This window comes from Streptomyces sp. NPDC054047 (assembly GCF_055585065.1).
In genome coordinates, this window is the sequence record NZ_JBVJKV010000012.1 from 296,761 (window position 1) to 311,326 (window position 14,566).

Consider the following 14,566-nt stretch of genomic DNA (forward strand, 5'->3'; position numbering starts at 1 on the left):
CCCACGATTGCCGTGCTTCACCTGGGTCAGATCTTTACCAGGTTCTTGCTCCCCGCCAGTTTGCCTTGTTCATGGCAGATGCGTCAGCTGTGCGAGACGGCTCTCACAGGGTCCACGCACTCGGTGGCCGGTAAGGGGCGGCCCGCGAACGGGCGGTGGACGCCCGGTGCGCGGCCGACGGATCGCCGACGACTAGCTGACGGGTCGTCAGATCAGCGCTACCGTGGAGCACATGGAGACCACTGAGACCTTGCCGACGTTCCCGAGGATCATCTCGGTGGACGACCACACCGTCGAGCCCGCCCATGTCTGGCAGGACAGGCTCCCGTCGAAGTACCGGGACAGCGGGCCCCGCGTCGTCCGGGCGCCCCTGAAGTCGATGAGCTTCCTGGGCGGGAAGTTCGCCCCCGTGATGGGGGCGAAGGGGGACGACGGCCCCATAGGGGACTGGTGGATCTACGAGGACCTGCACCGGCCCCTGACCCGCCTCGACACCTCCGTCGGGTACGACAGGGACGAGATCAAGCTCGAGGTCATCACGTACGAGCAGATGCGCCCGGGTTCCTTCAGCGTGCCCGACCGCCTCGCCGACATGGACGTCAACCACGTCCAGTCCGCCCTCTGCTTCCCGACCTTCCCCCGCTTCTGCGGGCAGACGTTCACCGAGGCCAAGGACCGCGAACTCGGCCTGCTCGGCGTGCAGGCGTACAACGACTGGATGGTGGACGAGTGGTGCGGGCCCGAGGCGCACGGCCGTCTCATCCCCCTCACCCTCATCCCGCTCTGGGACGCCGAACTGGCCGCCGCCGAGGTCCGCCGCAACGCCGCCCGCGGCGTGCGCGCCGTCGCCTTCTCCGAGATACCGCCCCACCTGGGCCTGCCCTCCATCCACACGGACGAGTGGGACCCCTTCCTGCGGGCCTGCGACGAGACCGGCACCGTCATCGCGATGCACATCGGGTCGAGCAGCAAGATGCCCTCGACCTCCGCCGACGCGCCGCCCGCCGTCGGGTCCACCATCACCTTCGCCAACTGCTGCTTCTCGATGGTCGACTGGCTGATGAGCGGCAAGTTCGAGCGCTTCCCGAACCTGAAGATCATGTACGCCGAGGGGCAGATCGGGTGGATTCCGTACATCCTGGAGCGCGCCGACGTGGTCTGGGAGGAGAACCGCGGGTGGGGCGGGGTCGCCGACAAGGTGCACCGGCCACCGTCCGAGCTCTTCGCCGAGCACGTCTACGGATGCTTCTTCGACGACGCCTTCGGCCTGAAGAACCTCGACGCGATCGGCGTCGGGAACGTCCTGTACGAGACGGACTACCCGCACTCCGACTCCACCTGGCCCAAGTCCAGGGAGGTCGGCGAGTCCCAGATGGGGCACCTGGCGCCGGACGTGATCGACCGGATCGTGCGGGGCAACGCCATCGACCTGCTGGGGCTCACGCGCGACGGGCTGTGGGCGGGGCCCGGGGCGTAGGGGTGCGGGACGGGGCGTAGGCCTGCGGGACGGGGCGTAGGCCTGCGGGACGGGGGAGCCCGGCGCGGGGCCGCTCGCGGCAGTCGCCTCCGACCCCTTGCCTGACGGTGCGTCAGCTACGACGATGAGTCCGTCGCCGTATATGACACATCGTCAGATCAAGGTGAGGGGTCGGGTTCCCATGGCTGCCAACGCGCTGGCGCACATCTTCCCGCAGGGGCGACTGGTCTACGGGATGCAGCTCCCGATCCAGTCCCAGAGCGTCATGTACGCGGAGGCGTGGGAGGCGGACGCCACCACCGAGGACCTCGCCGAGATCGCCCGCACCGCCGACCGGGGCGGCTTCGCGTACATCGCGAGCTGCGACCACGTGGCCATTCCGCGCCGGCTCGCCGACACCATGAGCACCGTCTGGTACGACCCGGTGGCCACCCTCTCCTTCCTCGCCGGGATCACCGAGAACGTACGGCTGATGAGCCACGTCGCCGTCGTCGGGCTCCGGCATCCGCTCGTCGGCGCCAAGCAGTACGCCACCCTGGACCGGCTCAGCGGCGGGCGGCTGATCCTCGGGGTGGGCGCCGGGCACGTGCAGGAGGAGTTCGACGCCGTGGGCGCCGACTTCGCGCGGCGCGGGTCCGTGCTCGACGAGACCGTCGACGCTCTCAAGGCCTGCCTCGGGCCCGAGGAGTACCCCGAACACCACGGCGAGCACTACGACTTCAGCGGGCTCGGCCAGCAGCCGCGCCCCGCGCAGGAACGCGTGCCCGTCTGGGTGGGCGGCTCGTCGCCCGCCGCCGTCCGCAGGGCCGCCGTGCGCGGCGACGGATGGCTGCCGCAGGGCGACCCGCGCGACAAGCTGCCCGCGCAGATCGCCAGGCTCAAGCGCCTTCGCGAGGAGGCGGGGGTGGCGGAGCCGATCGTCGTGGGGGCGATCGCCGAGCCCCTGTACGTGGGGGAGCCCGGCTGGTCCGTGGGGCGGCGGACGCTCAGCGGGAAGCCGGACGCCCTCGCCGAGTCGCTGCGCGCGTACGGGGCGATGGGCGTGCAGCAGATCCAGGTGCGGTTCCGCAGCCGTGGCCGCACCGAACTCACCGACCAGATGGCGGCGTTCGCCGCCGAAGTCGCTCCGCACCTCAACTGAGAGCCCTGACCTCACGCAAGGAGACTCGTATGGGCAAGCTGGACGGCCGCGTCGTCATCGTCACCGGCGGGGCGCGCGGGCAGGGCGAGCAGGAGGTGCGGCTCTTCGCCGCCGAGGGGGCGAAGGTCGTCATCGGCGACGTGCTCGACGACCAGGGCGAGACCCTCGCCAAGGAGCTCGGCGGGGACGTGGCCAAGTACGTGCACCTCGACGTCGGCCTGGAGGACGACTGGCAGGCCGCCGTGGTCGCGGCCAAGGACGCCTTCGGGAAGGTGGACGGCCTGGTCAACAACGCCGGAATCCTGCGGTTCAACGAACTCGTCAGCACCCCGCTCGAAGAGTTCCAGCAGGTCATCCAGGTCAACCAGATCGGCTGCTTCCTCGGTATCCGCACCGTCGCGCCCGAGATCGAGGCCGCCGGCGGCGGGACCATCGTGAACACCGCCTCGTACACGGCGATGACGGGCATGGCGTACGTCGGCGCGTACGCCGCGACCAAGCACGCCATCCTCGGGCTCACGCGCGTCGCCGCGATGGAGCTGGCGGCCAGGAACATCCGCGTCAACGCCGTCTGCCCGGGGGCCGTCGACACCCCGATGACCAACCCCGCGCAGCTGGACCCGACCGCCGACCCCGATGAGGCGCGGGAGGCCGTCGCCGAGCTCTACAAGAAGCTCGTGCCGCTGGGCCGGATCGGGAAGCCGGAGGAAGTGGCCGCCCTCGCGCTCTTCCTGACCGGGGACGACTCGGCGTACATCACCGGGCAGCCGTTCGTCATCGACGGGGGGTGGCTTGCGGGCGTCAGCATTGTCTGACGGAACGTCAGTAGGGCGGGTCGCGGGTATTGACGGTCCCTGTCGCCGGTGGAACAGTCGTCGCATCGCAATCTGACGGTTCGTCAGAAACTCGTTCGTCAGAACCTCACGAGGATGGTGAACCTCCTTGGAATTCGGTCTCTTTGTACAGGGATACGTGCCCGCCAAGCGGGCCAAGGTCGACCCCGAAGCCGAGCACAAGGCGCTCATCGAGGAGACCGAGTACGTCATCCAGGCGGACAAGTCCGGCTTCAAATACGCCTGGGCCTCCGAGCACCACTTCCTGGAGGAGTACTCGCACCTCTCCGCCAATGACGTCTTCCTCGGCTATCTCGCCCACGCCACCGACCGCATCCACCTGGGCTCCGGCATCTTCAACCCGCTCGCCCCGGTGAACCACCCGGTCAAGGTCGCCGAGAAGGTCGCCATGCTCGACCATCTCTCCGAAGGACGCTTCGAGTTCGGGACGGGGCGCGGCGCCGGGTCGCACGAGATACTGGGCTTCATGCCGGGCATCACCGACATGAACCACACCAAGGAACTCTGGGAAGAGACCATCGCCGAGTTCCCCAAGATGTGGCTCCAGGACGAGTACGTCGGCTTCCAGGGCAAACACTGGTCGCTGCCGCCCCGCAAGATCCTGCCCAAGCCGTACGGGAAGTCGCACCCGGCCATGTGGTACGCCGCCGGGTCCCCCTCCTCGTACGCGATGGCCGGAAAGAAGGGGCTCGGCGTCCTCGGCTTCAGCGTGCAGAAGGTCTCCGACATGGAGTGGGTCGTCGAGTCGTACAAGACGGCCGTCAAGGAGGCCGAGGCCATCGGCGACTTCGTCAACGACAACGTCATGGTGACCTCGACCGCGATCTGCGCGGAGACGCACAAGAAGGCCGTGGAGATCGCCGTCAGCGGCGGCCTCAACTACCTCCAGTCGCTGCTCTTCCGCTACCACGACACCTTCCCGCGCCCCGAGGGCATCCCCGAGTGGCCCGAGCTGCTCCCCGAGTACACCGAGGAGATCATCGAGCTGCTCATCGCCGAGGAGCTGATGATCTGCGGCGACCCGGACGAGGTGCTCACGCAGTGCAAGCGGTGGGAGCAGGCGGGGGCCGATCAGCTCAGCTTCGGCCTGCCGATCGGGATCTCGCCCGAGGACACGAAGAACACGATCAAGCTGATCGGTGAGCACGTGATTCCGAAGATCGACACGGACCCCGTTCACCGCACCACGCGCATGCGGGGTGCCTCCGGCGGTTGAGCCGCCCCCTTTGTGCTGCCCCGGCTTCCCCTCCCGGACGGAGGTCGGGGCAACCCCTTTTGCCCTTCGGGCTTGTCCTCAAGTGCCGGACGGGCCTTCTCCCGCCCACCCACCCGTTCTGGACGGGCTGAATCCGCACCCACAAAAAACCTTCAAGGGGGACGACCTCGCCATGCTCGACCACCTGATCAAGGGCGCGACCGTAGTCGACGGAACCGGCGCCCCCGCGTACACCGCCGACGTCGGCATCCGGGACGGGCGCATCGCCGTCGTCGCCGAGCCCGGCACCGTCACCGAGACCGCCACGACCAGCGAGGACGCCCACGGGCGCATCCTCGCCCCCGGATTCGTCGACCCGCACACGCACTACGACGCCCAGCTCTTCTGGGACCCCTACGCGACCCCCTCCCTCAACCACGGCGTCACCACCGTCGCGGGCGGCAACTGCGGCTTCACACTCGCCCCGTTGAACCCCGCGCGGCCCGAGGACGCCGACTACACGCGGCGGATGATGTCCAAGGTCGAGGGCATGTCGCTGGTGGCGCTCGAAGAGGGCGCCCCCTGGACGTGGAGCTCGTTCGGCGAATATCTGGACGCCCTGGAGGGGCGCGTCGCCGTCAACGCCGGTTTCATGGTGGGGCACTGTGCCCTGCGGCGGTACGTCATGGGCGCGGACGCCGTGGGCGGGCAGCCGACCCCCGAGCAGCTGGAGGAGATGCTGCGGCTCTTCCACGACGCGATGGACGCCGGCGCCTGGGGCCTGTCCACCACCCAGTCGTCCACCCACTCGGACGGCGACGGACAGCCGGTGGCATCCCGGCACGCGAAGCCCGACGAACTGCTCGCGCTCAGCCGGGCCGTCGCCGAGCACGAGGGCACACAGCTCGAAGCCATCGTCGCGGGCTGCCTGGACCAGTTCAGCGACGACGAGATCGATCTCTTCGTCGAGATGAGCGCCGCCGCGGGACGGCCGCTCAACTGGAACGTCCTCACCATCGACGCCGCCGTGCCCGAGCGCGTCCCGCGCCAGCTGATCGCCAGCGAGCGCGCCCGTAAGTCCGGCGGCCGGATCGTGGCCCTGACCATGCCGATCCTCACCCCCATGAACATGTCGCTCGGCACCTTCTGCGCCCTGAACCTGATCCCCGGCTGGGGAGACGTCCTCGGCCTGCCCGTCCCCGAGCGGATCGCCAAGCTGCGCGACCCGGACGTCAGGGGCGAGATGCTGCGCCACGCCGCCAGCAAGGAGGCCGGGGTCTTCCGGCGGCTCTCGAACTTCGACCGGTACGTCATCGGGGACACGTACTCCAAGGAGAACGAAGGCCTCACCGGCCGCGTCGTCGGCGACATCGCCGCCGAACGCGGCCAGGAGGCCTTCCAGTGCCTCGTCGAGATCTGCGCCAACGACGACCTGCGTACGGTCCTGTGGCCCATGCCCTCCGACAACGACCCCGACTCGTGGGCCCTGCGCCAGGAGACCTGGCAGCACGAGGACGTCATGCTGGGCGGCTCCGACGCGGGCGCGCACCTGGACCGCATGTGCGGCGCCCCGTACACGACGCGGTTCATCGGGGACTGCCTGCGGGGCCGCAAACTGGTCGGCCTGGAACAGGCGGTCAAGATGCTCACCGACGACCCCGCGCAGCTCTTCGGGCTGCGCGAGCGGGGCCGGATCGAGGAGGGCTTCCACGCCGACCTCGTCCTCTTCGACCCCGAGCGCATCGACGCGGGCAAGGCCACGCTGGTGCACGACCTGCCCGGCGACAGCCCGCGCCTCGACTCCAAGGCGATCGGCGTCAACGCCGTCTGGGTCAACGGGGTCGAGGCGATCCGCGAGGACCAGGTGACGGGGGCGACGCCCGGGACGGTGCTGCGTTCGGGCCGGGACACCAGGACGGTGAGCACCAAGTGAGCGGTCAACTCCCGGACACCCAGCGGCTGTTCATCGGCGGCGAGTGGATCGAACCCGACGGCGGGCACTACGAGGTGATCAACCCGGCGACCGAAGGAGTCGTGGGCCTGGCCCCCGAGGCGAGCCGCGCGCAGGTGCACGCGGCGGCGGGGGCCGCCCGCGAGGCGTTCGCCACCTGGTCGCGCACGAGTCCGGAGGAGCGGGCCGCTGTCCTGGACCGCGCCGCGACGATCATGCAGCGCGATCTCGCGTCGTACGCCGAACTCGCCCAGGCCGAGAGCGGCGCGACGACCGGAACGGCGCGCGGGATGCAGGTCGCGGTGTCGGTGGCGCGCTTCAAGCGGTACGCGAAGGGCGCCCTGGAACCGGTCGAGGCGGCGCTTGTGCCGCAGATCAACGAGGCGGGCCCGATGGGCAGGGCGGGCGTAGTGGGGGCGCTCACCGTCCGCCAGCCGGTGGGCGTGGTCACCTGCATCACCTCGTACAACAACCCCTGGGCCAACCCGGCGGGCAAGGTGGCACCCGCCCTGGCCATGGGCAACACGGTCGTGGTCAAGCCCGCGCCGCAGGACCCGCTGTCGGTCTACCGGATGGCGGCGGCCCTCGAGGAGGCCGGGGCGCCGGCGGGCGTGGTGAACGTGGTGAGCGGCGCGCGCCCGGAGGTGGGCGAGGCGGCCGTGGACTCCCGGGACGTCGACATGGTGAGCTTCACCGGCTCGACGTCGGTGGGGCAGCGGATCGCCGAGGTGTGCGGCCGGGACATGAAGCGGCAGCTGATGGAGCTGGGCGGCAAGGGCGCGGCGCTCGTCTTCGAGGACGCGGACCTGGACTCGGCGGTGGCGGGGATAGGGACGACGTACTCCTTCTACAGCGGGCAGATCTGCACGGCACCGACACGGGTGATCGCGCACCGCGCGGTCCACGACGCCCTGATCGAGAAGCTGACGGGTTACATCGGTTTCATGAAGGTCGGCGACCCGCGCGAGAAGGGAACGGTCGTCGGCCCGGTGATCTCGGCGGCGCACCGGGACCGCATCGAGTCGTACGTGGAGCTGGGGCGGAAGGAAGGCGCACGGGTCGTCGCGGGCGGCGAGCGCCCGGCGGGCCCCGGCCTGGACCGCGGCTTCTATGTCGCCCCGACGCTGCTGGCGGAGTGCACGAACGACATGAGGGTGGTCCGGGAGGAGATCTTCGGCCCGGTCGTGGTGGTGGTCCCCTTCGACGACGAGGAGGAGGGCATCGCGCTGGCCAACGACAGCGACTACGGCCTCCTGGACTACGTCTGGTCGGGCGACGTGGCCCGCGCCTTCCGGGTCGCGCGGCGGCTGCGGGCGGGCGGGGTCGGCGTGAACACGATCGCCCGGAACATGGAGGCGCCCTTCGGGGGGTTCAAGAGGAGCGGTGTCGGCCGGGACGTGGGGTCGTACGCGCTGCACGCGTACAGCGAGCTGCAGTCAATCGTGTGGCCGGGTTGATGACGGGGGTGACCTGGGTGACCGGGGTGATGGGGGCCGCGAGTGTCCGCTATGTGAGCTGCGGGATATGGCTCGGGAAAATTTAGAACCAGGGCAAAACGGACAGTGCTGCGGTTCCCGCATACCGGACGGTCTGGCTTTTGCCTGGCAACGGAAACCAATATCCCGGCATTGCCCAGTCAATCAATGGCAGTCGTGCCACTGGACCCATAGATTGAAAGCCGAACGATCCGGATGTTCATCCTCCGCATGTGGAAACCGCAGCCCTTAACGTCCTGTTCATGACCCAGTTGGACGTACGGCCCCAGGCCGGAGACACGGTAAGCGGCTCCCCCGACGGGGGCGTGCGCGCCAAAGGCCTCGGCGGGAACTCCGTCGGCCTCATGGGCAGCGCGGTCATCGGCATCTCCACCGTCGCCCCCGTCTACTGCCTGACGTCGACCCTCGGCTCCACGGCCGGCGAGGTCGGCCTGGCCATGCCCGCGGTCTTCCTCGCGGGCTTCCTGCCGATGCTCCTGGTGGCCTTCGCCTACCGCGAGCTCAACAAGGCCATGCCGGACTGCGGCACATCGTTCACCTGGACGGTCAAGGCCTTCGGCCCCCGGATCGGCTGGATGTGCGGCTGGGGCCTGGTCATCGCCACGATCATCGTCCTGTCGAACCTGGCGGGCGTGGCCACCTCGTACTTCTGGCTCCTGGCCGGCGAGATCACGAGCAGCGACTCGGTGGCCGCCCTGGACGACAACAAGGCCGTCCACATCCTCACGTGCCTCGCCCTGATCGCGGCGGCGACGGCGATCAGCTATCGGGGGATGACGGCGACCAAGGGGGTGCAGTACCTCCTGGTGGGGCTTCAGCTGGTGGTCCTCGCGCTCTTCGTCGTGATGGCCCTGGGCAAGGCCCGCAGCGGCGACATCGCCGGGTCCATGGACTTCTCCTGGTCCTGGCTGAACCCGTTCTCCGTCCAGTCCTTCGGCGCCTTCACGGCCGGTCTCTCCCTGTCGATCTTCATGTTCTGGGGATGGGACGCGTGCCTGACCGCCAATGAGGAGACCACCGGCAGCGAGAAGACCCCGGGCCGCGCGGCGCTCATCTCGATGGTCGTCCTGATCGGCTCCTACCTCGCCACCGGGATCGCCGCCCAGATGGCCGTCGGCTCCGGAACCACGGGCCTCGGCCTCGCCAACCCGGACACCTCCGACAACGTCTTCGCCGCCCTCGCCGGGCCCATCATGGGCAACGGCCTGGGCATCCTGCTCTTCGTCGCCGTCCTCGCATCGGCCGCCGCGAGCCTGCAGACCACGTTCATCCCGGTGGCCCGCACGGTCCTCGCGATGTCGACGTACGAGGCACTGCCCGCGTCCTACGCGCGCGTGCACCCCCGGTTCAAGACCCCGGGCCGAGCGACGGTCGTCGCGGGCGTCGCGACCGGCGTCTTCTACACGGTCATGACGCTGGTCTCCGAGCACGTCCTGGTCGACACGATCTACGCCCTCGGCCTCATGATCTGCTTCTACTACGCGCTGACGGCCTTCGCCTGCGCCTGGTACTTCCGCCGCGAGCTGTTCTCGTCCGCGCGCGACTTCGCCTTCAAGGGCTTCTTCCCGGTGTTCGGCGGCATCCTGCTGACCGCGGTCTTCGTCAAGACGCTCGTGGACATGTGGAACCCCGCCTACGGCAGCGGCTCCTCCGTCTTCGGCGTCGGCTCCGTCTTCGTGATCGGCGTGGGCCTGCTGCTCCTCGGCGTGGTGATCATGCTGGTGATGGGCCGCAAGAGCCCGGCGTTCTTCCGGGGCGAGGTCCTGAAGCGGGACACCCCGGCACTGGTCGTCGCGGACTGACGCCCGCTCCTCAGCCCGCCAGCAGCTTGTGCAGCGACGTCTTCAGGTTGGTGATGAAGGCGTCGCGGTGTTTCTGGGGGATGAGGTCCAGGGACAGGTACGGGTTGAGGTCTTCCAGTTCGACCAGGAGGAGGTCGCCCGACCTGGTGCGGCAGGCGTCGACTCGTTGGATGCCGTGGTCGATCGTGTTCCAGGCGATGAAGCGGCGGGCGAAGGCCAGGTCCGTGGGGGTCGGGGTGTAGGGCTCCAGGACCCACCGCCTGTCGGGGTGCGGGGCGTGCAGGGCGTACTGGAAGGTGTCGTCGATGAAGTAGAACGACACCTCGTACGTGAAGTCGATGCGGGGCTGGATGAGGAACTCGTCCTCGGGTGGTGTGTCCCCCGAGGGGACGTGGGTCTCCAGTTCGGGGCGGGTGAGGATCTTCAGGCCTATCGAGTCCGCGCCCTTCTTGGGCTTGATCACGTACTCGGTCGTGTCCGGGAGCTTCTCCACGTCCGCGAGGCGGTCGACCGTGGGGATCACCGGGTGGCCCTCCGCCGTCAGGTCGACGAGGTACTGCTTGCCCGCCATGTCCGCCCTGCCCGTGAGCTGGTTGTGGACGCGGGTGCCGCAGGCCAGTGCCTGGGTGCGGAAGGCGTCGAACGACGACTGGTGGTTCAGGACCGGGCCGCTGTTGCGGATCAGTACGGCGTCGAAGGAGTCCATCAGGGCCCTGGCGTCCAGCGGGTGGCACAGCGCGAGGTCGAACTCCTCGCGCAGGGCGGAGGAGAGGGCGATGTCCTCGTCGCAGTACCGGCGGCCCCGCGCCTGGTAGGTGAGGTCGGTGACGAACAGGACGCGGGGCCTGGTGGGCGGCATGGGTCTCTCCTGGTGCGCGGGGGCCTGGGTGCGCGGGTGTGCGGGTGTGCTGAGGTGAGTCCTCGACTCTAAGGAGGGGGGCTCCCCGGAGGTCGAGGAGCCCCCTGCGCGGCACACCCGCGGGGTCCGCCGCCTAGCTGCGGCCCAGGAACACCGGGTTCGTGAACGCCGCCAGGGGGCCGGGGAGGCCCGTCGTCACCGGTGCGTGGCGGACCTCGGCCCGTACGTACGCCGCGTACGAAGGCGTCGTGCGCCACTCCGCCGTGCCGGACCCCGACGCGGGAAGCGCGGGGGCGGTGAAGAGGACGCCCTGGTCCGTCACGAAGCGGATCGTGCAGCCGGGGGCGCCCGTGACGTCCAGGCGGACCGTCACGGGGGCGTCCTGCTCGACGTAGAGGCGCTCGCCGATGCCCGCCTGCTTGCCCCTGCCGCCGGTGGCGGTGAACTTGAGCGTGACGTTCTTGGACTCGGCGACATAGCTGTGGCCCGCGCGGATGCCCGCCTGGATGGCCTCGCGGGTCAGGTCGTCGGCGAGGACCACCGTCTGCGGGGTGCCGACGGGGTCGGGGTCGCGGTGGGCGTCGCTGTTGCCCATGGCCGGGATCCAGGGCTTGCGGCCGCGGACGGCCGCGACGAGCGTGCCGTCCCAGTCGGCCAGGGACACCTCGTCGTCCGGGGTGTACGCGCCGTTCCACACCTCCACGGCGTCCGCTTCCCCGAAGCCGAACTTCCAGTTGCAGCCGATGCAGGTGGCGTGCGGGTGGGCGGGGACGACGAGGCCGCCCGCGTCGCGGATCTCGCGGGCGTACTTGCCGAAGCGGTTGTCGCGGGCGCGGTAGCGCCAGTCGATGAACGTGCCGGGGTCCGTGCCGAGGGCGACCAGGTGGCCGTTGCGGGTGGTGACCTCCTCGCCCAGCATGACGAGGAGGTCGTCGCCGGCCTGGTCGGCCCAATGGGCGTGCGCGGAGTGCGTGTTGTGCTCGGAGGTGTTGATGAAGTCCAGGCCCGCCGCCCGCGCGAGCGCCGCGATCTCGGCCGGGGTGCGCCTGCCGTCCGAGTACCAGGAGTGCAGGTGGCAGTCGCCTCGGTACCAGGCGCGGCCCCGCCCTTTCGCCCGCTCCGGCGGGTAGACGGGCCTGGGCGTCTTGCCGGGTGCCCCGTACTTGAGGGTGATCGTGACCTCGTAGGGCAGGCCCTGCGGTGCGACCGTGTACGGGCCCAGCGCGATGTTCCAGGTGCCCGCCTTGACGGGGCCCGGGATGTAGCCGGGCGTCGCCTCCTCGGCGCGGATGAAGAACTCCGTGCGCGCGCCGCCCGACCAGCCCCGGAATCCCTTGCCGCCGAGCGCCGTGCCGCGCTGGTCGAAGATGCCGATGTCGAGCGCGTTGCCGGGCGTGCCCGCCGGGACGGTGACCTTCTCGTAGGTGTACGCGACGTGGATCTCGCGTACGCCTTCGGGGACTTCGACCGGCAGGTACACGAAGTCGGGTGACCCGGTGGGCAGCGTCCCGCGCACCACCTTGGTCTCGTCGCCACTTCCGGATGCACGCCCTGCGGCGCTCGCGAAGCTCACGCTGTTCAACGTAAGCGCGGCGGCGGCTCCCGTCACGAGCAGACCGCGCCGGTTCAGGGGTGTGTTGACGGGTCTGGCCGGGCGGTGTTCGTCCTCGCACATGTGTCGGCTCCCCAGGGTGTCGGATGGGACTGAAGGGCAACCCTGGTATTCAGCCGTGAACTTCCCGGCAAGGGAAGGCAATTGACGCACCTACGGGCGGTGACGGACTTACGGATGGTGCCGGGCTTACGGGCGGTGCCGGGCCTTGCGCACGCGGCGGAGGGCGATCACGACGATGATGATGACCGCGATGACGGCGATGATCCCGATGATCAGTCCGGTCCCGCCCTTGGACTTCTTCTTTTTCTTCTTCTTGGGCTTGGACTGCGCCTCGTCCGCCGCCTTGGTGGTCGTCCTGGCGGCACTGGTGCCGGCCGCGTGCGCGGTCGACGCGGTCGACGCGGTCGACGTGTGCGATGCGGCTGCCGCCGAGGCCGCCGCCGTCCGCGGAGTGGCCGCGTACGCGCCGGCGGACGCCGTGCCCCCCAGCAGCGCCCCGAGCAGCAGCAGGACGGTCGCGAAACGAAGTCGCATGGTGAAATCCCCCCGATTCCGCGGATTCTGTCGATTCTGTCGATTCCGGCGGATCCTAGGCCACGCGGCGCCCCGCGCCTAGGTGCTCGCGCCCGCTGCCCGAAGCACGTCAGCCGTCTCCGTGTGGGAGCCGTGCGTCGCCCAGTACAGCGGGGAGTTGCCTCTGCCCCGGTCCTCGCGGAGGCCGGGGTCCGCGCCGTGGGCGAGAAGTTCGCGCACGGCTTCGGTGTGGCCCCAGCACGCTGCCGCGCACAGCGGTGTGCCCTGGTCGCCGTGGCCGCTCTCCGCGTCGGGGTCGGCCCCCGCTTCGAGGAGCGCCTTGACGATGGGCGCCGTGCCGTGGACGGAGGCGCCGTAGAGCGGTGTCGTGCCGTCCTGGTCGGGGGTCCGCGGGTCCGCGCCCGCACGCAGCAGCGCCTTCACCTCGGTGGTGCGGCCGAGCTCCGCCGCCAGGACCAGTTGCCGCGTCCGCTTCTTGCGGCGTCGTCTGCTCATGAGGGGCAGGGTAGTTCGGCGGGCGCGCGAGGCCGTCGGATTTATCGCTCCCCGTACGCGGCATGGACACCTGTGGCGCCGGCGGCTAGTAAGTGAGCCCGGCTCCCGTACGAGGACGACGTGAAGGCGCGACGACAGACGACGTGACGACAGACGATTTGACGACGTGACGACGTACGGGAGTGGCACGGCGCCGTACGCAGACGTGACCGGAGGCCAGCTCATGCGCGTTGCCGCCACCCTCTACCTCACCGACGAGACGATCACCCCGGTCCGCCTGGCCCGGGAGCTGGAGCGGCGGGGCTTCGCGGCGCTCTACCTGCCCGAGCACTCGCACATCCCGGTGTCCCGCGAGACCCCCTATCCCGGCGGTGAACTCCCGCCCGAGTGCGCCCGCATGCTCAACCCCTTCGTCGCCCTCGCCCAGGCCGCGGCCGTCACCGACCGGCTCGGCCTCGGCACGAACATCACGCTGGTCGGGCAGCACGACCCCATCGACCTCGCCAAGCAGATCGCGACCCTCGACCATCTCTCCGGCGGCCGTTTCACCCTCGGCGTCGGCTATGGCTGGAACAAGGAGGAGGCCGCCGACCACGGCGTCGAGTGGCGCACGCGGCGTGCGCTCGTGCGGGACCGGATGGCGGTCATGCGGGCCCTGTGGTCCGAGGAACCGACGGCGTACGAGGGGGAGTTCGGGAGTGTTCGGGCCAGCGAGGTCCACCCGAAGCCGGTGCGTGCGCCGCGCCCGCGCAAGGGCGGGCCGCTGTACGGGCCCCGCACCCTCGTCGGCGGAGCCGCCGGGCCCAAGCTGTTCGCGCACATCGCGGAGTACGCCGACGGCTGGCTGCCCATCGGCGGCGGCGGCCTTCGCGAGGCGCTCCCCGCGCTCCGCGGCGCCTGGGCGGACGCGGGCCGCGACCCCGCCGGCCTGTATGTGGCGCTCTCCGCGGTCGAGCCGACCGAGGGGAAACTCGCCCACTACGAGGAGCTCGGCGTCGACGAGGTCATCGTGCAGCTCCCGGCGCTCGGGGAGGCGGAGGTCCTCAAGGCGCTCGACGGGTTCCAGCGATACGTGCCCCTCGCACCTGCCCCGACCAGCAGTCCGGCAACGGGCCCGGCAACCAGCAATGACCTGTAGCTGTTTCTG

12 protein-coding genes are annotated in these 14,566 nt (G+C 70.1%); 8 read left to right on the forward strand and 4 right to left on the reverse strand.

Annotated elements, in window-relative coordinates:
• Positions 1 to 250 precede the first annotated feature (250 nt).
• From ACZ6ZP_RS35375 to ACZ6ZP_RS35405, 7 genes are all read left to right on the forward strand, one after another.
• Positions 251 to 1,477 carry an amidohydrolase family protein gene (locus tag ACZ6ZP_RS35375; RefSeq protein WP_351163253.1) on the forward strand — a complete coding sequence of 409 codons (1,227 nt, stop codon included), beginning with the start codon at positions 251 to 253 and terminating at the stop codon, positions 1,475 to 1,477.
• A 181-nt stretch (positions 1,478 to 1,658) separates the two neighbouring features.
• A complete protein-coding gene (locus ACZ6ZP_RS35380) occupies positions 1,659 to 2,618 on the forward strand; it encodes an LLM class F420-dependent oxidoreductase (RefSeq protein ID WP_351162746.1) in 960 nt (319 codons plus the stop codon).
• A 29-nt stretch (positions 2,619 to 2,647) separates the two neighbouring features.
• The gene (locus ACZ6ZP_RS35385) at positions 2,648 to 3,433 is read left to right on the forward strand and encodes an SDR family NAD(P)-dependent oxidoreductase (RefSeq protein WP_383819181.1); all 786 of its coding nucleotides are present in this window, start codon (positions 2,648 to 2,650) and stop codon (positions 3,431 to 3,433) included.
• A gap of 127 nt (positions 3,434 to 3,560) precedes the next feature.
• On the forward strand, positions 3,561 to 4,688 hold the full coding sequence (locus tag ACZ6ZP_RS35390) for an LLM class flavin-dependent oxidoreductase (RefSeq protein WP_351162750.1): 1,128 nt from the start codon (positions 3,561 to 3,563) through the stop codon (positions 4,686 to 4,688).
• A 172-nt stretch (positions 4,689 to 4,860) separates the two neighbouring features.
• On the forward strand, positions 4,861 to 6,600 hold the full coding sequence (locus tag ACZ6ZP_RS35395; RefSeq protein ID WP_351162752.1) for an N-acyl-D-amino-acid deacylase family protein: 1,740 nt from the start codon (positions 4,861 to 4,863) through the stop codon (positions 6,598 to 6,600).
• Positions 6,597 to 8,075: an aldehyde dehydrogenase family protein gene (locus tag ACZ6ZP_RS35400; RefSeq protein WP_351162754.1), complete on the forward strand. Its 1,479-nt coding sequence runs from the start codon at positions 6,597 to 6,599 to the stop codon at positions 8,073 to 8,075. Before ACZ6ZP_RS35395 ends, ACZ6ZP_RS35400 begins: the two co-directional genes overlap by 4 nt.
• Positions 8,076 to 8,356: 281 nt before the next feature.
• Entirely contained in the window at positions 8,357 to 9,916 is a 1,560-nt protein-coding gene (locus tag ACZ6ZP_RS35405) for an APC family permease (RefSeq protein WP_351162756.1), read from the forward strand.
• Positions 9,917 to 9,926: 10 nt separating this feature from the next.
• Here the strand turns inward: ACZ6ZP_RS35405 and ACZ6ZP_RS35410 are convergent, their stop codons facing one another.
• The 4 genes from ACZ6ZP_RS35410 to ACZ6ZP_RS35425 all read right to left on the reverse strand — a co-directional run bounded on the left by ACZ6ZP_RS35410 (position 9,927) and on the right by ACZ6ZP_RS35425 (position 13,419).
• Positions 9,927 to 10,775 carry an ATP-grasp domain-containing protein gene (locus ACZ6ZP_RS35410; protein ID WP_469409888.1) on the reverse strand — a complete coding sequence of 283 codons (849 nt, stop codon included), beginning with the start codon at positions 10,773 to 10,775 and terminating at the stop codon, positions 9,927 to 9,929.
• Positions 10,776 to 10,908: 133 nt separating this feature from the next.
• Entirely contained in the window at positions 10,909 to 12,450 is a 1,542-nt protein-coding gene (locus ACZ6ZP_RS35415; RefSeq protein ID WP_361466206.1) for a CehA/McbA family metallohydrolase, read from the reverse strand.
• A 126-nt stretch (positions 12,451 to 12,576) separates the two neighbouring features.
• Positions 12,577 to 12,924 carry a hypothetical protein gene (locus tag ACZ6ZP_RS35420; protein ID WP_469409891.1) on the reverse strand — a complete coding sequence of 116 codons (348 nt, stop codon included), beginning with the start codon at positions 12,922 to 12,924 and terminating at the stop codon, positions 12,577 to 12,579.
• A gap of 78 nt (positions 12,925 to 13,002) precedes the next feature.
• On the reverse strand, positions 13,003 to 13,419 hold the full coding sequence (locus tag ACZ6ZP_RS35425) for an ankyrin repeat domain-containing protein (RefSeq protein ID WP_351162764.1): 417 nt from the start codon (positions 13,417 to 13,419) through the stop codon (positions 13,003 to 13,005).
• Between the two features lie 223 nt (positions 13,420 to 13,642).
• On the opposite strand from ACZ6ZP_RS35425, the gene ACZ6ZP_RS35430 reads away from it, so the two are divergent.
• Positions 13,643 to 14,557 (forward strand): LLM class F420-dependent oxidoreductase, encoded by a 915-nt coding sequence (locus tag ACZ6ZP_RS35430; protein ID WP_469409894.1) that lies wholly within the window; start codon positions 13,643 to 13,645, stop codon positions 14,555 to 14,557.
• The last annotated feature ends 9 nt before the right edge of the window (positions 14,558 to 14,566 follow it).